This is a genomic window from Nonomuraea pusilla (genome assembly GCF_900109355.1).
Lineage (GTDB): Bacteria > Actinomycetota > Actinomycetes > Streptosporangiales > Streptosporangiaceae > Nonomuraea > Nonomuraea pusilla.
This window is the reverse complement of record NZ_FOBF01000006.1, coordinates 204,876-223,986: the sequence shown is the minus strand read 5'-3', so window position 1 is coordinate 223,986 and position 19,111 is coordinate 204,876. Positions and strand designations below refer to the sequence as shown.

Below are 19,111 nucleotides of genomic sequence, written 5' to 3'. Positions count from 1 at the left end.
TATTGTGTTGCGCCATGAGCAACAGCTCGGTTCAGTCAGTCGATCGGGCCATCGCGATCCTGGAGATCCTGGCCCGCGAAGGAGCCGCCAGGGTCACCGACCTCGCGGGCGAGCTCGGCGTGCACAAGTCCACGGCGTTCCGGCTGCTCGCGGCCCTGGAGCGGGGCGGGCTCGTCGAACAGGGCGGCGACAGGGGCCGCTACCGGCTGGGGTTCGGCGTGGTGCGGCTCGCGGGGGCCGCGACGTCCCAGCTCGACCTGGCGAAGGAGGCCAGGGAGGTCTGCCTCAGGCTCGCCGAGACGGTGGGCGAGACGGTCAACGTCGCCGTGCCGCGGGACGGCTGCGCGGTCAACGTCAGCCAGGTGCGCGGCCCCGCCGCGATCAGCGGGCACAACTGGGTGGGCCAGCGCACGCCCGCGCACGCCACCTCCAGCGGCAAGGTGCTGCTCGCCTTCGGGGCGCTGCCGCTGCCCGCCGCCCTCGACCGCTACACGCCGCGCACGATCACCTCCCCGGAGGGGCTCGGGCTGGAGCAGGTCAGGGAGCGGGGCTGGGCGAGCACCGAGGAGGAGCTGGAGGTGGGGCTCAACGCGGTGGCGGCGCCGATCAGGGGCGGCGACGGGTCGGTGGTGGCCGCGGTCAGCGCCTCGGGGCCGTCGTACCGGCTCACCCGTCAGCGGCTGCCCGAGGTGGGCAAGCTGCTCGTGGAGGGCGCGCGGGAGATCAGCCAGCGCATCGGACACTACGGTTGAGCCATGTGCAGAAGCATCAAGACGCTGCGTCCCCCGTACACGGAGGACGTGACCGAGGAGGACGTGCGGGCGGCCGCGCTGCAGTACGTCAGGAAGATCTCGGGTTTCCGCGCCCCCGCGGCGCACAACGCCGAGGCGTTCGACCGGGCGGTCGAGGCGATCACGCGGGCCTCGGAGGAACTGCTGGCCGCCCTGCAGGTCCGCGGCTCCCGCTGACCGGCGCGCCCGGGGTGCGCCGCCGGTGGCGCCGTCAGTGGTGCCGTCAGTGGCGCACGGCGAGCGGGCGGCCGGCCACGCAGGTGATGCGCAGCTCCACGTCGTGCCCCTCGTCGGGCTCGAACTCCACCCTGGCCTGACGCGTGGGGCCCGGCTCGACGCCGTCCACCGAGTAGCCCTGCGCGGGGCTCCAGGACCTCAGCGTGACGAGGTCGCCTTCGCAGGAGGCCACCACCGTGCCGCCCGGCGAGCGCACCAGCGCGACGGAGTCGTCCTCGCCGGGGGCGGTGGAGACCGCCGCGTCCGTCGCGTCCGGCTCAGGCGAGGTGGCGGGCCGGGCCTGCGCGTCCTCGGACGCGGTGGCGGGCGGGGCCGTCGGGAGCGGGGACGCCTGGCCTCCCACGGCGGCGGACCTGGCGGTGGCGAGGGCGGCGCGGACCTCGGCGGGCTCCAGCACGCGCCCCGGCCCGCCCGTGACGCCGGTGCCGATCGGGCCCAGCACGGCGACGGCCGCCGCCGTCGCCGCCACGGCGGTGGCCGCCCAGGCCAGCACGAGTCGTCTCACTCCTCCACCCTCCTCCGTCGGCGGCTAAGGGCAGGTTAAGGCGACGATAAGGGTGGATGGCGCACGGCCGGGCAGCGGTTACGTTCTGTGTGTGGCTGACATCCTGCTCATCGAGGACGACGTGGCGATCCGCACCGCGCTGACCCGCGGGCTGCGCGAGCTGGGACACGCGGTGGCGTCGTCGCCGACGGCGCTCGACGGGCTGCGGCTGGCGGTGCAGGACCGTCCCGACCTGATCGTGCTCGACCTCGGGCTGCCCGACCTCGACGGGGGCGAGCTGCTGCGGATGCTGCGGGCCGTGAGCGCCGTCCCGGTGATCGTGGCGACCGCCCGCGACGGCGACGCGGAGATGGTGCCCGTGCTGGACGCCGGAGCCGACGACTACGTGGTCAAGCCGTTCAGCGCGGCCCAGCTCGACGCCCGCATCAGGGCGGTGCTGCGGCGCGCGGGCGGCACGCAGCCGGAGCCGCTGCGGGTGGGCGAGCTGCATGTGGACCCGCGGGCCCGTACGGCCACGCTGGGCGGCGCGGCGCTGGACCTGACGCCGCGCGAGTTCGACGTGCTGCACTACCTCGCGGCGCGGCCGGGCGAGGTGGTGACCAAGCGCCAGCTCCTGACGGAGGTCTGGCAGCTCCCGTACGGCGGCGCCGACAAGACCGTGGACGTCCACCTGTCGTGGCTGCGCAGGAAGCTGGGCGAGACGGCGGCCGAGCCGCGTTACCTGCACACGGTGCGCGGCGTCGGCGTCAAGCTGGTCGAGCCGTCGTGAGGCGCTGGCTGGCGCTGCTGGTGGCGGCCACGACGTCGGTGGTGCTCATCGCGCTGCTGGTGCCGATGGCGCTGCTGATCAGGGCGGTCGCGGAGAACGGCGCGATGAGCAGGGCCACGGCCGCGGCCGAGTCGGTGGCGCTCGCGCCGAACCTCAGCGTGGACCAGGCGCCGCTGCCGGTGACGGTGTTCCTGCCGGACGGGCGGACGACGGGCGTCCCCGCGCCGCGTTCCGACGCGGTGCGGCTGGCGGCGACGGGACGCAGCGTGACGGCCGCCGTGGACGGCGGCAGGGAGGTGCTGGTGTCGGCCCAGTCGCCCGGCGGCACCGCGGTGGTCAGGGTGTTCGTGGCGGACGCGGAGCTGATGCGGGGCGTCCCGCAGGCGTGGCTCGGCCTGCTCGGGCTGGGCCTGGCGCTGGTGGTGCTCGGCATCCTGCTGGCCGACCGGCTGGCCCTCGCGGTGACCCGGCCGGTGGACGGGCTGGCGCGGGTGTCGCACCGGCTGGCGGGGGGCGATCTGACGGCGCGCGCGGAGCCGGGCGGCCCTCCCGAGGTGAGGTCGGTGGCGCTCGCGCTCAACCGTCTCGCCGACCGCATCGACGACCTGCTGGCGGCCGAACGGGAGTCGGTGGCGGACCTCTCGCACCGCCTGCGCACGCCCCTGACCGGCCTCAGGCTGGACGCGGAGTCCCTGCGCGACCCGGAGGAGGCGGCGCGTCTGCAGGCCCGTGCGGACGACCTGGAGCGGGCGGTGAGCGCCGTGATCGCGGAGGCCCGGCGGCGCTCGGCCGGGCGCGGCTCGTGCGACGCGACCGCGGTGGTGGGCGAGCGGGTGCGGTTCTGGTCGGTGCTGGCCGAGGACCAGGGCAGGGAGGTGAGCGTGTCGCTGCCCGCCGCGCCGCTGGAGGTCGCCGTGGGGGCGGAGGACCTGGCGGCGTGCGTGGACGCGTTGCTCGGCAACGTGTTCGCGCACACGCCGGAGGGCACGGCCATGGCGGTGCGGCTGACGCGGCGCGACGGCGGGGCGCTGCTCGCGGTGGTGGACGCCGGGCCGGGCTTCGGCCCGTCGATGCTGGAGCGGGGCACGAGCGGCGGCGGCTCGACCGGGCTGGGCCTGGACATCGCCCGCCGCACCGCGGAGTCCTGCGGCGGGCGGCTCGCCGTCTCCTCCCCGGTGGGCGGCGGAGCACGCGTGGAGGTGTTCTTAACGGTCGCTTAGCGCGTGGTTACCGCGCCTGCCGTTGTACTGGCGGCATGCGAATCACGAAGAAGCTCATCGTTGCAGGGGCCGGGATCGTCGTGCTGGCGGCCGGAGGCGGAGCCGCGTACGCGGCCACGGCGGCGGACGGCGCGGCGGAGGCGACGGCCGCCGTGACCGCCCCCAAGGTCACGGCCGAACGGGCCATCGAGATCGCCCACCGCGAGGTGCCGGGCGCCTGGGTGCGCGAGGTCGGCTACGACTCGCGCGGCTCCCGTCCCGACGTGTGGGAGGTCGAGCTGGTCAAGGGCACGTCCGAACACGAGGTGGACGTGGACGCCGCCACCGGCCAGGTCGTCGCCCGCGAGCGGGGCGACCACCACGGCCGGGGCGACGACGACAGGCACGACGGCAAGCACGACGGCAAGGACGACCGGCACGGCGACGACGACTGATCGCCGCCGGGCGGGTGCGGGGTCCGGGTCAGCAGTCCTTGAGGATCTTCTCCATCGCGTCCTTCTCGCCGGACGTGACCCAGACCCCGTACTTGTCCTTGACGTCGATCTGCCTGATGACGTACGCGCACCAGTAGGCCCTGCGGGGCGGCAGCCAGGTGGCGGCGTCGGAGTCGCTCTTCTGGCCGTTGAGCGGGCCGTCGACGGCGAGGAGGTTCAGGGGGTCGTTGGCGAACTCCTTGCGCTTGGCGGCGCTCCACTGCTGGGCGCCCTTCTGCCAGGCGTCGGACAGCGGCACGAGGTGGTCGATCTGCACGGCGGTGCTGGTGTTCTGGCCGCGCTTGAACTCGATGGTCTTGCCGCTGTAAGGGTCCTTCAGGGTGCCGGTCAGGACGATGCAGTCGTGGGTGCCGGATTTGAACGTCTCGTTCTCGAGGTCGCGCTTGAGTATGTCGTTGCGCGTGTCGCAGCCGTTGTGGTCGACGTCGGACCAGGCGGGCCCGAACTGGTCGCGGTCGAAGCCGGTCTTCGGCGCGCGGCCCTTCACGGCGAGCTTGCCGAGCTTGTCGCGGGCCTGGGCGACGTCGCCCGAGGCGGGCTTGCCGCCCGTCGCGCCGCTGGAACGCGCCTCCAGACCTCCGCACCCGGCCACCGCCGCGACGACCGCCAGTCCCGCGGCGAACACCCGAACCCGCACCCCGACCCCCCAGACTTCAGTTTTGGGCAAAGTCTAGGTATAGCAAATACCCCGGAATGGCCTTACAACCCCAAAATTGCGTCGAGCAACCATTCCGCGAGATATCCGGCGAATGACGAGCGGACGTGGATCCGGTACGCCTCCGCTCCGCGCCGCTCCAGGATGACCGGGGCCTTGGCGAGCAGCGTCTGCGCGTGGCCCGCGAACACCTCGGGATGCAGGTCGATCGGGCAGCCGGTCACCAGCACGTCGAGCGCCGAAGGCCCCGACAGGTCGAAGGCGGTGCGCTGACCCGACACGTCCACCCAGCGCGGGCCGGGCGACCCCGCGGACTCCCCGCGCGGGCCGGACGGAGCCGCCGACTCCCCGCGCACCAGCCACCAGGACGGGCCGAGCCGTAGCCCCACGCCGGGGTCCGCCCCGCGCACCTCCCAGGCCGGCTCGTACGGCGCCTCACGCACCGTCACGGCGTCCGACGAGGCCGCGGCGAACCGGTCCGCGTACGCGGCGGCCGGGCTCTCGGCGGCGGCGCGGCGGGCGAGCGGCGCCACCGGGGCGGCCAGAGGCTCGCCGTCGCGACGGGCGTTGTCCGGGTCGTAGAAGACGGGGGCGACGACGGTCACCGGGTGGGCCGCACCGCCGGAGAAGGCCGTGAGCCGGTCGCCGGGCCGCACGTCCCTCGCCATGGCCAGGGCGAAGGAGCGTCCCAGCGTGGCGCTGCGGTAGCTGGAGGTGACGTGGCCGAGTGACGGCGGCCCTCCCGCGACCAGCTGCGCCCCCTCCTTCACCACCGTGAGCGGGTCGTCGGGGAGCAGGCCGACGAGCCGCTCGCGCCCCTCGCGCGCGGTGTCGGGCCGGGCGTGCGAGCGCCTGCCGACGAAGTCCCGCTTGCCCGGGGAGACGATCCACGCCATGCCGAGGTCCTGCGGGGTGACGGTGCCGTCGGTCTCCTGCCCGACGATCGGGAAGCCCTTCTCGGCCCGCAGCACGTGCATGGCCTCCGTCCCGTACGGCACCGCGCCCAGCTCCAGAACCGCCTCCCACAGCGCCCTGCCGTACCGCCAGGGCACGTTCACCTCGTACGCCAGCTCGCCCGAGAAGCTGATCCTGAACACCCGGCCCGGCACGCCGAGGACGTCGGCGGGGGCGTACCGCATGAAGGCGAGCTCCTCGGCCCCCGGGGCGACGGCGGCCACCACCTCGCGTGCCTTCGGCCCCACCACCGCGACCGTCGCCCAGTGGTCGGTCACGGAGGTGAACGCGACGTCCATCCACGGCCACTCGGTCTGCCGCCACTCCTCCAGCCAGTCGAGCACGGCGGCGGCGTTGCCGGTGGTCGTCGTCATGAGGAAGTGGTCCTCGGCCAGCCTGGTCGTGGTGCCGTCGTCGAACACCATGCCGTCTGCCCGGCACATCACCCCGTACCGGCACGCGCCGACGGCCAGCGTGGAGTACGTGTTGGTGTAGATCCGGTCGAGCAACGCGCCCGCGTCCGCGCCCCTGATGTCGATCTTGCCGAGGGTCGAGGCGTCCATGGCGGCCACCGCGGTGCGGGCCGCGCGGCACTCGCGCAGCACGGCGTCGTCCATGCTCTCGCCCGCCAGCGGGAAGAAGCGGGGCCGCTTCCACTGGCCGACGTCCTCGAACACCGCGCCCCGCGCGACGTGGGAGGCGTGCGGCGCGGTCGTGCGCACCGGGTCGGACAGGGCGCCCCTGTCGCGCCCGGCGAACACGGCGAACGCGACCGGCGTGTACGGCGGCCTGAACGTGGTCGTGCCGACCGCGCCGGGCTCCGCCCCGAGCAGCGCGGCCATGACGCCGACGACGGTCGCCCCCGACGTCTTGCCCTGGTCGGCGCCGGTTCCCGCGGTGGTGTGGCGCTTGACGTGCTCGACCGAGCGCATGCCCGTGCCCGTCGCCCTGACGACGTCGGCGACGGTGACGTCCCTGTGCAGGTCCACGAAGGACGGCTCGTCCGTCCGCCCCTCGACCAGCCAGAGCGCTGCGGGCGGCCGGAGCGGCGGCTCGCCGGACGCGGGCGGCTCCCACCCGTCCGTCCCGCGCACCGGGCGGCCGAGCGCGAGCGCGGCGGCCCTGGCCCCGGCGGCGTGCCCGTCGGCGACGCAGGCGGCGGTGCCGTACACGCCCCGGCAGGCCCCCGCCACGTCCACCACACCCACCGGCTCGCCGGGCACGAACGCCTGCAGGTCCCCGTCGAAGCGCAGCCTGCCGCCCGCCTGGCCGAACAGGTGCACGGCCGGGTTCCAGCCCCCGGCGACGGCCAGCAGGTCGGCCTCGACGTGCCGGTCGCCGATCCACACGCCGGTCAGCAGGCCGTCGGCGTCGGCGCTCGTCCCGGTGACGGCCGAGCCCGCCAGCACCTCGACGGGCAGGTCCAGCCCCTCGGGACGCGGGTCGACCACCGCGGCGACCTCCACGCCGCCCGCCAGCAGGTCGCGGGCCGCCTCGTAGCCGGAGTCCGCGCAGGCGAACACGACCGCGCGGCGTCCGGGCGCGACGCCGTACCTGTTGACGTACGCGCGGGCGGCCGAAGCCAGCATCACGCCCGGCCGGTCGTTGCCGGGGAAGGCGGGCGAGCGCTCGTGCGCGCCGGTCGCCAGCACCACCCGGCGGGCGCGGATGTGCCACAGCCGCTCGCCGCGCGCCCGCCGCTCGACCGCGACGACGTAGCCGTGGTCGTAGCAGCCGGCCGCGGTGGTCCCGCTCAGCACCCTGGCCTCGGGCCGGACGACGTCCACCCAGCTCAGCGCGGGCGCCCCGGCCAGGAGGACGCGGCTGTCCAGCAGGTCGCCGCCCGGCCTGGGCCGGTCGTCGAGGAGGATCACCCGCGCGCCGCGCTCCCCTGCGGCACGCGCGGCGGCCAGCCCGGCCGGGCCCGCGCCCACCACCAGCACGTCGCAGTGCAGGTAGCCCTTGTCGTGGCGCCGGTCGTCGTCGCGGTCCGCGGCGGCGTCGAGCCGTCCCCTGCCGCGCAGGCTCCACGCCTCCATCCCCTCGCGCAACTCCACGCAGGTGGCCGCCACCATGGGGTCGGCGCCCACCCTGACCAGCGCGTTCGGCTCCTCAGGACCGGCCGAGAAGACGCCGCGCGGGCGGCCCAGCGTCACGCTGCGGCCCACCACCCGCACGCCGTTGCGCAGCAGCGCCGCGGCCAGCGTGTCGCCCGGCAGGCCCTCCAGCCGCCGCCCGTCGAACCTGAACGGCACCCCTCGCGACGGCGTCATGGCACCTGCCTGATCTCGTGCGTCACCGTGTGCCGCTCCACCACGAACCAGCCCCGGCAGCCGACCCCGTGGAACCAGCGCTCGCGGAACCAGCCCTTCGGGTTGTCGCGCATGAACACGTACGCGGCCCACTCCTCGTCGCTCAGCTCCCAGGGCCGCTCCGGGTAGGAGACCCCGGCCTGGCCGCCGTAGTGGAACTCGTTCTCGTCGCGCGGGCCGCAGTGCGGGCAGTCGATGAGCAGCATCAGTGCGCCACCGCCGCCGCGCCGTGCTCGTCGATGAGCGCGCCCGTCGTGAACCTCTCCAGCGCGAACGGCTCGGCCAGCGGATGCGGACGGCCCTCGGCGATCGTGTGCGCGTACACCCAGCCGCTGCCCGGCGTCGCCTTGAACCCGCCGGTGCCCCAGCCCGCGTTGATCAGCAGACCGTCCACCGGGGTGCGGCCGATGACCGGCGAGGCGTCGGGCGAGACGTCCACGACGCCCGCCCAGGTGCGGAGCACCCGCACGCGGGCGAAGAGGGGGAACAGCTCCAGCGCCGCCGCCATCTGCGCCTCGATCACATGGACGCCGCCGCGCTGCCCGTACGAGTTGTACGCGTCGATCCCCGCCCCCATGACCAGTTCGCCCTTGTGCGCCTGGCTCACGTAGACGTGCACCGCGTTGGACATCACGACGCAGTCGAGCACCGGCTCCAGCAGCTCCGACACCAGCGCCTGGAGGGGGTGCGACTGCAGCGGCAGCCTGAACCCGGCCAGCCCGGCCAGCACCGACGTGTGCCCGGCCGCCGCCAGCGCCACCGTGCCCGCCGCGATGCGGCCCCTGGTCGTGCGCACGCCCGTCACCCGGTTCCCGCTGATCTCGAACCCGGTGACCTCGCAGCCCTGCACGAGGTCCACGCCGTACGCGTCGGCCTTCCTGGCCAGCGCCCAGGCGACGTGGTCGTGCTTGGCGATGCCGCCGCGCCGCTGGAGGGTGGCGCCGAGCACCGGGTACCTGGCCCGGTCCGAGACGTTCACGACCGGGCAGAACTTCCTGACCTCGTCGGCGTCGAGCCACTCCGCGTCCACGCCGTTCAGCAGGTTGGCGTTGACCCTGCGCCGCCCCTCGCGCACGTCGGCCAGGGTGTGCGCCAGGTTGAGCACGCCCCGCTGGCTGAACTGCAGGTCGTAGTCCAGTTCCTCGCTCAGCCCCTCCCAGAGCTTCAGCGAGTGCTCGTAGATCGCGGCGCTCTCGTCCCACAGGTAGTTGGAGCGGATGATCGTGGTGTTGCGTGCCATGTTGCCACCGGCCAGCCAGCCCTTCTCCAGCACCGCGACGTTCGTGATGCCGTGGTTCCTCGCCAGGTAGTAGGCGGTGGCCAGGCCGTGGCCGCCGCCGCCCACGACGACGACGTCGTAGGCGGGCTTGGGGTCGGGGTCGCGCCAGAGGACGTCGGGGTGGGTCACCGGCGGATCTTCTCCATCTCGGGGTCGAACAGCGGCTCGGCGGCGACCACGGCGGGCACGCCGCGACCGAAGTAGGCGATCTCGACCTCGGTGCCCGGCGCGGCCAGCTCGGCGGGCAGCCACGCGTACGCGACGGGCCTGCCGATCGTGTGGCCGTACGCGGCGCTGGTGACGTACCCGACGGGGCGGCCGGCGTGGCGCACCGGCTCCCTGCCCATCACCACCTCGGCGCTGAGCAGCGGCACCAGCCTGCGCCTGACCTCCGAGGGCAGGGCGTCGCGGCCGACGAAGTCCTTGTCCTCCCTGACGGCGAACCCGAGCCCGGCCTCCTGCGGGGTGTGCTCGGTCGTCATGTCCACGCCCCAGAGGCGGTACCCCTTCTCGAGGCGCAGGCTGTTGAACGCGGCGCGCCCCGCCGCGACCGGCAGGCCGGTGGCCCACAGCGTGTCCCACAGCCTCAGGCCGAGGTCGGCGCTGGTGTAGAGCTCCCAGCCCAGCTCTCCGACGTACGACAGGCGCAGCGCCAGCACCGGGACGTGCCCCACGTGGCCGGACCTGCAGGAGAAGTAGCGGAAGTTCCGGTGCGAGAGGTCCATGTCGGTCAGCGGCTGGAGCAGTTCCCTCGCCCGCGGCCCCCACACGCCCACGCAGCAGGTACCGGGGGTGACGTCGCGCACCTGGACCCCGCCCGGCGCGTGCCTGACCAGCCAGTCCAGGTCGAGGTTGCCGTTCGCGCCGACCTGGAACCTGTCGTCGTCCAGCCGCGCGACCGTCAGGTCCGACCGGATGCCGCCCCCGTCGTCCAGCAGCAGCGTGTACGCGACCGAGCCCGGCTTCCTGTCGACGTCGTTCGTCGTCATGCGCTGGAGGAACGCCGCCGCGCCCGGGCCGCGCACCTCGATGCGCTTGAGCGGCGTCATGTCGTACAGGGCGACGCCCTCCCGGGTGGCGCGGGCCTCCGCGGCGGCGACCGGCGACCAGTACCGGGCGGCCCACGCGTCCCTCGCCGCCGCGCCCACCTCCGGCTCCGCCAGCCCCTCCAGCAGGGACGCGTTCGCCTCGAACCACTGCGGCCGCTCCCACCCCGCCGCCTCCAGGAAGCGGGCGCCCAGCTCCTGCTGCCTGGCGTAGAACGGGCTGGTGCGCAGGGGGCGCGGCGACTCCATCGGCTGCAACGGGTGCACCACGTCGTAGACCTCGACGAAGTTCTGCCGGCCGCGCTCCTCGACGTAGGCGGGCGAGAGCTGCGCCGCCTCGAACCTCGCCAGGTCGCACTCGTGCAGGTCCGCAGCCGACCGGCCGGTCACCAGCAGCTCCGCCACCGCCCGCGCCACGCCCGCGGAGTGCGTCACCCAGACGGCCTCCGCCAGCCAGAAGCCGTCGAGGTGCGGCGCCTCCCCGATGAGCGGGAACCCGTCGGGGGTGAAGGAGAAGATCCCGTTGATGCCGTCCTCGTACGCCGAGTCGCCGAGCGCGGGCATGAGCTCGGCCGCGTCCCGCCAGGCCGGCTCGAAGTCCTCGGGCGTGAACTCCTGCACCGACGGCATGACCGTGCTCTTCGGCCCGATCTCGTGCTGGGCGACCGGCATGGGGCGGTGCGCGTACGAGCCGATGCCGACGCGGTCGCCGTGCTGCCGGGCGTACAGGTCGCGGTCCTGGTGCCGCAGGATCGGGCCCCGCGGCTGCGGCGGCAGCGGGCCGGACCTCGCGTACTGGTGGGCGAGCGGCAGCAGCGGCACGGCCAGCCCGGCCAGCTCCCCCAATGCCGGGCCCCAGAAGCCCGCCGCGCACACCACCACGTCGGCGGGGATCACCCGGTGGCCGTCGGCCGCCTCCGCCGCGACCCCGGTGACCCGGCCGCCGCGCTGCTCCACGCCCACCACGCGGTGGCCCGCGAGGAACCGGGCGCCCCGCTCGCCCGCCCGCAGCGCCTGCGCCTCGCCGCACGCCACGGCCCGCGCCAGCCCGTCGCCGGGAACGTGGAACCCGCCGAGCACCTTGCTCTTGTCGAGCAGCGGCCACAGCTCGGCGCAGCGGCCCGCGTCCACGAGCCGCGCCTCGACGCCCCACGACTCGGCCCAGCCGTGCTTGCGGTGCAGGTCGGCCCAGCGTTCCGGGGTGGTGGCGACCTCCAGGCCGCCCACCTGGCGGAAGCAGGGCTCGCCGCGCAGCGTCAGCGCGCCGTACTTGCGTACCGTGTACGCGGCGAACTCCGTCATCGTCTTCGACGGGTTGGTCTGGAAGACGAGCCCGGGCGCGTGGGAGCTCGACCCGCCCGCGGCGAACAGCGGGCCCTGCTCGACGACGGTGACGTCGGTCCAGCCGCGCTCCGTGAACTCGTCGGCCAGGGCGCAGCCGACGATCCCCGCTCCCACGATCACCAAACGCGGCCGACCCGCCATGCGCCCTCCGGTTGTTCCCTCATACGCAACAGAAACCGGACTACGCAACGAACATAGAGCGCGAGGGATCAACGGACAAGAGCCGGTCCGGACGGGGAGGGGTCAGGTGATGAGGATGCCGCCGTCGACCGGCAGCGTCACCCCGGTGACGTACGAGGAGGCGTCGCTCGCCAGGAAGACCGCCGCGGCCACCAGCTCGGCCGGGTCGCCCGCCCGCCGCATCGGCACGCGGGACTCGATCATCCGCTCGAGGTAGCCGTCAGGGTACTGCTCCGTCATCTCCGAGGCGAAGAAGCCGGGTTCGAGGCAGTTCACGCGGATGCCGCGCCGGCCCGTCCACTGCTGGGCCAGGTCGCGGGTGAGCCCCGCCACCGCCGCCTTGGACGCCGTGTACGCCGCCTGCGGCAGCCCGGCCGTGGTCTCGCCCAGCACGCTGCCGATGTTGACGATCGACGACCCCGGCCGCATCACCCGGGCGCACGCCTGCGCCATCCAGTACGTGCCGTTGAGGTTCACGTCGACGACCCGGCGGAACTCCTCAGGGCTCTCGCGCAGCGCCGGCACCGCCGTGCCCAGGCCCGCGTTGTTGACGAGGACGTCGACGTGGCCGAACTCCAGCACCGCCGCCGAGACGAGCGCCTCGCAGTCGTCGGGCAGCGCCACGTCGGCGCGCACGGCCACGCACCGGCGGCCGGTCTCCTCGACCAGCCGCCGCGTCTCCTCCAGGCGATCGGCGCGCCGGGCGCCGATCACGACGTCGGCGCCCGCCTCGGCGAGCCCGACGGCGAAGGCCACGCCCAGCCCCGACGACGCGCCCGTGACGATCGCGACCTTGCCGTCGAGGCTGAAGCGCTCCAGCACGTCAGAGCCCGTATTCCTTGACGATGCGCTCGTGCCGCTCGACCTCGACGTCGATCTCGCGGGCCAGGTCGAGCCAGGCCAGCGGGTGGACCCAGCGCTCGGTGGCGTCGTCGAGCAGGGCGTCGACCTCGGAGGGCGAGACGCTCGGCGGCACCGCGACCCAGCCGTAGACGCCGGGCAGCCGCTCGCCGGAGGTGGGGTGGGTGACCGTGTAGTTCTCGTCGCTGTAGACCCACATCGGCCAGCCGCGCTCGGCCATGACCTCGGTGAACTCCGCCCAGTCCTCCTCGCTCGGCGCGGCGCCGTCGAAGAAGTAGCTGGTGTAGCCGCCGGGGCGCAGGACGCGCACGGCCGCGAACGGCGGCACGAAGTTCTGCTGCTCCTTCGGGTCCTCGGGCACGGGCTCCAGGAGCTGCGGGTCGAAGACCACGAGGTCGCCGGCGTTGTACTCCATGCCGCGCGGCTGCGGCAGCGCGAGCCTGGCCGTGGCCGGGCCGGTGCGGATCGACAGCACCTGCCGCTGGCCGCCGTCGGGCCCCGGGAGGATGACCCGGATGAGGCCCATCTCCTCCTCGATCGGGCCCTCGGTGGACTTGATCGGCATGCCGATCTTGGCCGCGCCCTTGCGGACGGTGTCCCAGTCCTCGGCCGAGGTCGCCATGACGACCATGCGCCAGACGTCCTCCTCGGTCAGCTCGTCCATGACCTCGGCCAGCACCTGGGCCGCCCTGGCGTTCTGGTCGAGCTGCTGGGCCGCGCCGGCCAGCAGGCGGCGGGCCTCGATGCCGGCGCCCGCCGCGACCGCGTGCTCGGCCGCCTCGACGGTCTCGGCCCAGCGCTCGCGCGCGCTGTGCAGCCGGGCCAGCGTGAGGTGCTGCAGCGCGTGCGGCAGCATGGCCGCCATCTGCTCCAGCCGCTCGTCCTGGCGCGCCTCCACCAGCAGGGTCGTCAGGTACGCCACGTCGTCGGCGTCGGCGCTCGCGATGCCGCCGCCGTCGACGAGCAGCTTCCAGTAGATGTCGGCGCCGGCGGCCGGGTAGCCGAGGAAGCCCAGCGTGGTGGTGTGGCGGCGGGTGGCCTCCAGGTCCTCGCCGGACAGCGGGGCCAGCCAGCCCACCCACTTCTCGGGGTCGGCGTTGAAGCCGTCGGCGGCGTCGAAGTAGGCGACGCGCTCGGCCACGGGGCCGGGTGCCTCGGGCTCGGAGGTGGCGTCGGCGGCGGCCCGCAGCGCGGCGACCCGCTCCGCCAGGCCCTCGGTCTCGCGCAGCTCGGCGGCGCCGGACTCGGCGAGGTCGGCGAGCAGCCGCGCCTGCCACACGCCCTGCCTGCCGACGGCCAGGTCGCCCGCGACCAGGGCCAGCTCGACCCGGGCGCGGTAGCCGCCCATCATGCCGAAGTAGTCGATCCACTGGCGCAGCACGCGGCCGAGCTGCCAGGTGTTGGTGATCTTCCCGGACGGGGCCAGCAGGCTCACGGCACGCGACCACTCGACGAAGACGCGCGGGTGGTCGCCGACGACGTCGAGGTCGGGCAGCGCGTCGACCGACTCGCTCATGCGGCCGAGCGAGGCCAGGATCAGCGCCCTGCGCACGCCGTCGCGGTGCTCCTTGGCGACCGGGTCGTCGGCCTTGAGGCCGGAGGCGGCCTGGAGCGCGTCCAGCGCGTCCTCGGCGCGGCCCGCGGCGAGCAGCGCGCGGGCGCTCTCGGCGCCGAGATCCCAGCTCGCCTCGTGCCCGGCGATGCGCAGCCGCTCCACCGCCGACTCGGCGTAGGCGACGGCCTCGTCGGCCCTGCCCGCGTCGGTCAGCGCGGAGACGTACTGGGTGACCAGGCCGACGAAGGCCGGCCGCTCCGGGCTCAGGCCGTCGAGGTGGCGGCCGAGCAGTTCGAGGCGCTGGGCGGCGTAGCCGGGGCCGTCGGTGTTGGCCCACGCGACGGCGAGCGCCTCGACCGCGGCCGGCGTGGACGGGCAGTCACGCACGTCTTCGCGCTCGGCGAACGCCAGGAGCTGCTGCGCGTCGTCGATCGCGACCGCGCCCTGGGCCCTGTCGCCGATCCTGCCGACCAGGTGCCAGTAGCGGGCGTAGAACTCGAGCCAGGGCAGCTCCAGCGCCTCGGCCTGCTGCGCGATGGCCGGGGCCATGACGTCGAGCTGGGGATACCGGCCCTCGTACGCCTGCGCGGGAAGGTCTCCCAGCGCCATGGCGAGGCCCACGTTGCCCGCCTCGGAAAGCTGCTGCTGGGTTTCGCCGACCCAGGCCCAGATGTCCACGTCCATGGGCAGTCAGTCTGCCAGGTCAATGGGCGTGGCCAAAACGCAGAAGCCGGATCAGCTCGTCCGATTCGCTGTCGGTGAGGGCGGAGAAGGGCTGGGCCATGAGGTCGTCGGTCGTCTCCTCGACCTCCGCGCGCCGCGCCACCGTCTCGGCGCTGGGCTCCGCGTACGGGCCCGGCCAGGTGAAGAACCGCGCGATCTGCTCCCCGGTGGCGTGGCCGAACGGGGTGCCGTCGTGCTCGGCGGCGAGCACGGCCTCCAGCGGGTGCAGGCCCGCCGCGAGCACCGCGTTCGCGTGCAGCCCTCCGCGCAGCTCGCGTACGACATGCATGAGTTGGGTGGCGCGGGCCGCCGGGTCGGAGGGCAGCGGAACCGCGCGCCAGCCGGCGAACAGCGGCGCGCCGAACACCTGCGCGTGCGCGACGACCTTCTCCAGCAGCTCGGCGATCCTGGCGCAGCCGTCCTGGCCGCCGAGCCTGCGCCGTCCCCACGCGTGGCAGGCCCCGGCGTACAGCTCGACCGCGCGCTCGACGGGCAGCTTGCGCCCGCCGTTCCAGCTCTCCTCGACGTGGGCGGGAGGGAAGAACACCGCCACCGACGTGACGACGTCCGCCTCGCACTCGCCGAGCACGCCGCAGCGCCCGCGGAAGTACAGCTCGCGGGCGCCCAGCCCGTGCTCCTCGCACAGGGCCTTGGCCTCCCTGGAGACCATGAACCCGCCGCCGTACTGGCCGATGGGAGCCTTCACCTGCACGGCGGTGCTGCGCGGGTCAGCCATGTCCACCCCTCTCGCTTCAGGAAGTGGACCCACGATCCCTCAGGAGAACATCATTCTGCAAGCAGGAGATCGCCGCTGGCCACCAGCACCGCCGGGCCGGACAGGTAGCTGGTGTCCGCGTCCAGCACCACCGTCAGCGTGCCCCCAGGCACCTCCACCGTCCAGGTGCCCGTGGTCTCGCCCGTCAGGTGGGCGGCGGCGACCGCCGTGGCCACCGCGCCCGTGCCGCACGAACGGGTCTCGCCCGAGCCCCGCTCGAAGACGCGCATGAGGGCGCGCCTCGGGCCCACCGCGTTGAACAGCTCGATGTTGACGCCCTGCGGGTAGACGCCCGGGTCGAACGCGGGCTGGCGGGTCAGGTCGAGCTGGACGACAGGGTCGCCGATCGCGCACGCCAGGTGCGGGTTGCCCATGTCGACGCGCAGGCCGGGGTACTCGTGCCCGCCGACCGACGCCACGCTCTCGCCCAGGACCCGCGGCCTGCCCATGTCCACGGTGATGTCGCCGTCCGGCTCGACCCGCAGCCGCTTCAGGCCGCCCCTGGTCGCCACGGCGAACTCGTCGGGCTTGGCCAGCCCCGCCTCCACCAGGTAGCGGGCGAACACGCGCACGCCGTTGCCGCACATCTCGGCCACGCTGCCGTCGGCGTTGCGGTAGTCCATGAACCACTCGGCCTCGGCCGCCTGCTCCGCGACCTCCGCGACGTGCTCGCTCCTGACCACGCGCAGCACGCCGTCGGCGCCGATGCCGGCCCGCCGGTCACAGATCCTGGCGACGAGGGAGGCGGACAGGTCGAGCTCACCGTCGGCATCAGGCAGGATCACGAAGTCGTTCTCCGTGCCGTGCCCCTTGAGGAAACGCATTGTCGGATTTTACCCGCAACCCGGCCCCGCGACCCGCTCCAGGGCGCGTTCCAGCAGGTCAGGGGCGTCGTACGGCAGCCAGCACACCCGCGGGTCGCGGCGGAACCACGACTCCTGCCGCCTGGCGAAGCGGCGCGTGGCCCTGATCGTCTCCTCGAACGCCTGCTCCTCGGTCCACTCCCCCTGCAGGAAGCGGATGACCTGGGCGTAGCCGAGCGCCCGGCCCGCCGTGCGGCCCTCCGCCAGGCCGTGCCCCAGCAGCTCGCGCACCTCCGCCACCAGCCCGGCCTCCCACATGCGCGCCACCCTCAGCGCGATGCGCTCGTCCAGCTCGGGCCTCGGCACGTCCAGGCCGATCTGCACGCTCGGGTAGACCGCCTCGTACGACGGCATGGTGGCCGAGAACGGGCGGCCCGTGTGCTCGATCACCTCCAGCGCGCGCACGATGCGCCGGCCGTTGCTCGGCAGGATGGCCGCCGCCGCGGCCGGGTCGAGGACGCGCAGCCGCTCGTACAGCGGGGCCGTGCCGCGCTCGGCCAGCTCCGACTCCAGCCGCGCCCTGATCTCCGGGTCGGTGCCGGGGAACTCCAGCTCGTCGAGCGCCGCCCGCACGTACAGGCCGCTGCCGCCCACGAGCACCGGCACCTCGATGACGTCGAACAGCGACCTGGCCAGCCGCTGGTACTCGGCGACGCTGGCGGTGACCGTGACGTCCCAGACGTCCAGGAGATGGTGGGGCACACCCCTGCGCTCGGCCTGGGTGAGCTTCGCCGTGCCGATGTCCATGCCGCGGTAGAGCTGCATGGAGTCGGCGTTGACGCACTCGCCCCCGAGACGGAGCGCGATGTCCACGGCGAGGTCGGACTTTCCTGCGGCCGTGGGGCCCACGACGGCGATGACTGACTGCTGACGCACGTGACCAGTGTGCTAGAGGTCGAGCAGCGTCGGTTGCAGGTACCCCTCGTGCGTGAGCAGCCAGCGCTTGGTCTCCACGCCGACGCCGCCGCTGAAACCGCCCAGGCCGTTGCCCGCCACCACCCGGTGGCACGGCACCACGATCGGGATCGGGTTCGACCCCATGATCGAGCCGATGCCCCTGGCCGGGACGGACGAACCGCTCAACCTGGCCAGCTCCCCGTACGTGACGGCCCTGCCGTACGGCACCCGGTGCAGCGCCTGGAGCACCCGCAGCCGCGACCCCGACATCAGCCGCCAGTCCACCGGGGTCTCGAACACCCTCAGCTCCCCCGCGAAATAGGCGTTCAGCTCGGCGACGACCGAGGCCGTACGATCCGAATCATGAACCTCAGGCAGGCCGAGGCGCTCGCGCAGCCACTCCAGCGAACCCCGCTCGCGCGACCCCCATCCGGAGGCCGCCAGCCCCGTCTCCGTAACGGCCAGCACGAACGCGCCGACCGGCGTCGGCACCTCGGCGAACGCGACCGTGGTCATCATGTCCTCACGTGAACTCGTCGTCCTCGGCACCTCCAGCGCGGTGCCCACCCGACAACGTAACCACAACGGCTAGAAATTTCTTTCGAGTGAGACCGATCGGAGAGCCGGGGATGAGCTGCAGAAGCGTCTCGGAATGGGCAGACTGAAGGTGTGAGCTCTCGGTCCCGATACGCAAGCCGCCGGCCGTACCTCGTTCCTGTTCGTCTCGACGAGCTGGCAGGACCTGTCACCGGCATGGTCGAGCTGCCCACCCATCTCGACTGGTCGGAGCAGCGGGTCTACGACTTGGACGACGACGCCCAGCTGGGCCTGATGTACGAGCGCGTCATCCGTGAGGCGGCGTACATCGACGACCTCCGCGCCTACCTGAACGCCGCGGTCCTGGTCCGTATCTGGCCGCGCCTCTTCCTGCCCGTCCAGGCGAGGCAGGCGTGGGAGGCCCGGTTCCGGCATCTGGTACGGGCCGCGTAGCCACCATGGACCCCCTGCACGAGCGGGTCACCAGGATCGGCTTGCTGGCCACCGAGCGCTTCGGCTTCGCCCTCGCAGGCGGCTATGCCGTACAGGCCCATGGATTCCTCACCCGGCGTTCAGAGGACGTGGATCTCTTCACATCGGCTGGAGGCGGCTTCGACCTCGCCGTGCGGGCGGCCGTGGCGGCGTACCGGGAAGCGGGCATGAAAGCTGAGATCGCCCAGGAGAATCCGGGCTTCGCCCGCCTACTGGTCATCGACGACATCGGGCGCTCCGTGAAGGTCGAGCTGGGAGTCGACTGGCGCGCCCATCCACCGGTTCGACTGGAGATCGGCCCCGTTCTGCACCAGGACGACGCGGTCGCGAACAAGGTGGCCGCCCTCTACAGTCGAGCCGAGGTCCGCGACTTCGTCGACGTCAACGCTGTGCTGCGCAGTGGCAGATACACGATGGACGATCTGAGCCGGCTCGCCGCCGAAGCCGACCCCGGCTTCGACAAGGCCATGTTCGCCACGGCTCTGTCCGCGCTCAGCCGCATCCCCGATCAGGCACTCGCTCACCATGGCCTGACGTCCGACGACATCACGGGGCTACGCCGGCGTTTCCGACGGTGGGAGCGGTCTGTGGAATCAGAGCGTCCCTGACGCCCGTCCGTGGG

At 73.8% G+C, this 19,111-nt stretch carries 19 protein-coding genes; 7 read left to right on the top strand and 12 right to left on the bottom strand.

Annotated elements, in window-relative coordinates:
* Nucleotides 1-14: 14 nt before the first annotated feature.
* Together BMX74_RS15365 and BMX74_RS15360 are read left to right on the top strand one after the other, a co-directional pair.
* Nucleotides 15-752 carry an IclR family transcriptional regulator gene (locus BMX74_RS15365; protein ID WP_091100968.1) on the top strand — a complete coding sequence of 246 codons (738 nt, stop codon included), beginning with the start codon at nucleotides 15-17 and terminating at the stop codon, nucleotides 750-752.
* Between the two features lie 3 nt (nucleotides 753-755).
* Complete coding sequence (locus BMX74_RS15360; protein WP_055503512.1) at nucleotides 756-968, top strand: DUF2277 domain-containing protein; 213 nt, start codon at nucleotides 756-758, stop codon at nucleotides 966-968.
* A gap of 46 nt (nucleotides 969-1,014) precedes the next feature.
* On the opposite strand, the gene BMX74_RS15355 is transcribed toward BMX74_RS15360, so the two are convergent.
* Nucleotides 1,015-1,533, bottom strand: coding sequence for a hypothetical protein (locus tag BMX74_RS15355; RefSeq protein WP_143078668.1), 519 nt, complete (start codon nucleotides 1,531-1,533; stop codon nucleotides 1,015-1,017).
* Between the two features lie 91 nt (nucleotides 1,534-1,624).
* On the opposite strand from BMX74_RS15355, the gene BMX74_RS15350 reads away from it, so the two are divergent.
* From BMX74_RS15350 to BMX74_RS15340, 3 genes are read left to right on the top strand one after another with little or no spacing between them, the layout of a single operon-like run.
* The gene (locus BMX74_RS15350; RefSeq protein ID WP_055503514.1) at nucleotides 1,625-2,302 is read left to right on the top strand and encodes a response regulator transcription factor; all 678 of its coding nucleotides are present in this window, start codon (nucleotides 1,625-1,627) and stop codon (nucleotides 2,300-2,302) included.
* Nucleotides 2,299-3,522, top strand: coding sequence for a HAMP domain-containing sensor histidine kinase (locus tag BMX74_RS15345; protein ID WP_091100964.1), 1,224 nt, complete (start codon nucleotides 2,299-2,301; stop codon nucleotides 3,520-3,522). Before BMX74_RS15350 ends, BMX74_RS15345 begins: the two co-directional genes overlap by 4 nt.
* A gap of 35 nt (nucleotides 3,523-3,557) precedes the next feature.
* Nucleotides 3,558-3,956 (top strand): PepSY domain-containing protein, encoded by a 399-nt coding sequence (locus tag BMX74_RS15340; protein ID WP_091100962.1) that lies wholly within the window; start codon nucleotides 3,558-3,560, stop codon nucleotides 3,954-3,956.
* Between the two features lie 28 nt (nucleotides 3,957-3,984).
* Here the strand turns inward: BMX74_RS15340 and BMX74_RS15335 are convergent, their stop codons facing one another.
* The 11 genes from BMX74_RS15335 to BMX74_RS15285 all read right to left on the bottom strand — a co-directional run bounded on the left by BMX74_RS15335 (nucleotide 3,985) and on the right by BMX74_RS15285 (nucleotide 17,979).
* Nucleotides 3,985-4,683: an HNH endonuclease family protein gene (locus BMX74_RS15335; protein ID WP_082534914.1), complete on the bottom strand. Its 699-nt coding sequence runs from the start codon at nucleotides 4,681-4,683 to the stop codon at nucleotides 3,985-3,987.
* A gap of 32 nt (nucleotides 4,684-4,715) precedes the next feature.
* Nucleotides 4,716-7,898 (bottom strand): 2Fe-2S iron-sulfur cluster-binding protein, encoded by a 3,183-nt coding sequence (locus BMX74_RS15330; protein ID WP_091100960.1) that lies wholly within the window; start codon nucleotides 7,896-7,898, stop codon nucleotides 4,716-4,718.
* Nucleotides 7,895-8,143, bottom strand: a complete 249-nt coding sequence (locus BMX74_RS15325) for a sarcosine oxidase subunit delta (RefSeq protein WP_055503519.1) — start codon at nucleotides 8,141-8,143, stop codon at nucleotides 7,895-7,897. Before BMX74_RS15325 ends, BMX74_RS15330 begins: the two co-directional genes overlap by 4 nt.
* Nucleotides 8,143-9,345, bottom strand: coding sequence for a sarcosine oxidase subunit beta family protein (locus BMX74_RS15320; RefSeq protein ID WP_091100958.1), 1,203 nt, complete (start codon nucleotides 9,343-9,345; stop codon nucleotides 8,143-8,145). Before BMX74_RS15320 ends, BMX74_RS15325 begins: the two co-directional genes overlap by 1 nt.
* The gene (locus BMX74_RS15315) at nucleotides 9,342-11,747 is read right to left on the bottom strand and encodes a GcvT family protein (RefSeq protein ID WP_091100955.1); all 2,406 of its coding nucleotides are present in this window, start codon (nucleotides 11,745-11,747) and stop codon (nucleotides 9,342-9,344) included. The genes BMX74_RS15320 and BMX74_RS15315 overlap by 4 nt, the downstream gene beginning before the upstream one ends.
* Nucleotides 11,748-11,849: 102 nt before the next feature.
* Nucleotides 11,850-12,608: an SDR family NAD(P)-dependent oxidoreductase gene (locus tag BMX74_RS15310; RefSeq protein ID WP_091100954.1), complete on the bottom strand. Its 759-nt coding sequence runs from the start codon at nucleotides 12,606-12,608 to the stop codon at nucleotides 11,850-11,852.
* Nucleotide 12,609: 1 nt separating this feature from the next.
* Nucleotides 12,610-14,886, bottom strand: coding sequence for a hypothetical protein (locus BMX74_RS15305; protein ID WP_055503523.1), 2,277 nt, complete (start codon nucleotides 14,884-14,886; stop codon nucleotides 12,610-12,612).
* A 19-nt stretch (nucleotides 14,887-14,905) separates the two neighbouring features.
* The gene (locus BMX74_RS15300) at nucleotides 14,906-15,661 is read right to left on the bottom strand and encodes an SCO6745 family protein (protein ID WP_236714718.1); all 756 of its coding nucleotides are present in this window, start codon (nucleotides 15,659-15,661) and stop codon (nucleotides 14,906-14,908) included.
* Nucleotides 15,662-15,711: 50 nt separating this feature from the next.
* The gene (gene dapF, locus BMX74_RS15295; protein WP_091100951.1) at nucleotides 15,712-16,524 is read right to left on the bottom strand and encodes a diaminopimelate epimerase; all 813 of its coding nucleotides are present in this window, start codon (nucleotides 16,522-16,524) and stop codon (nucleotides 15,712-15,714) included.
* Between the two features lie 9 nt (nucleotides 16,525-16,533).
* Nucleotides 16,534-17,439, bottom strand: a complete 906-nt coding sequence (gene miaA / locus BMX74_RS15290; RefSeq protein WP_091100948.1) for a tRNA (adenosine(37)-N6)-dimethylallyltransferase MiaA — start codon at nucleotides 17,437-17,439, stop codon at nucleotides 16,534-16,536.
* A 12-nt stretch (nucleotides 17,440-17,451) separates the two neighbouring features.
* Nucleotides 17,452-17,979: a methylated-DNA--[protein]-cysteine S-methyltransferase gene (locus BMX74_RS15285; protein ID WP_055503526.1), complete on the bottom strand. Its 528-nt coding sequence runs from the start codon at nucleotides 17,977-17,979 to the stop codon at nucleotides 17,452-17,454.
* Between the two features lie 150 nt (nucleotides 17,980-18,129).
* On the opposite strand from BMX74_RS15285, the gene BMX74_RS15280 reads away from it, so the two are divergent.
* On the top strand, nucleotides 18,130-18,450 hold the full coding sequence (locus tag BMX74_RS15280; protein ID WP_055503527.1) for a hypothetical protein: 321 nt from the start codon (nucleotides 18,130-18,132) through the stop codon (nucleotides 18,448-18,450).
* A gap of 5 nt (nucleotides 18,451-18,455) precedes the next feature.
* Nucleotides 18,456-19,097, top strand: a complete 642-nt coding sequence (locus BMX74_RS15275; protein WP_055503528.1) for a nucleotidyl transferase AbiEii/AbiGii toxin family protein — start codon at nucleotides 18,456-18,458, stop codon at nucleotides 19,095-19,097.
* Nucleotides 19,098-19,111 lie beyond the last annotated feature (14 nt).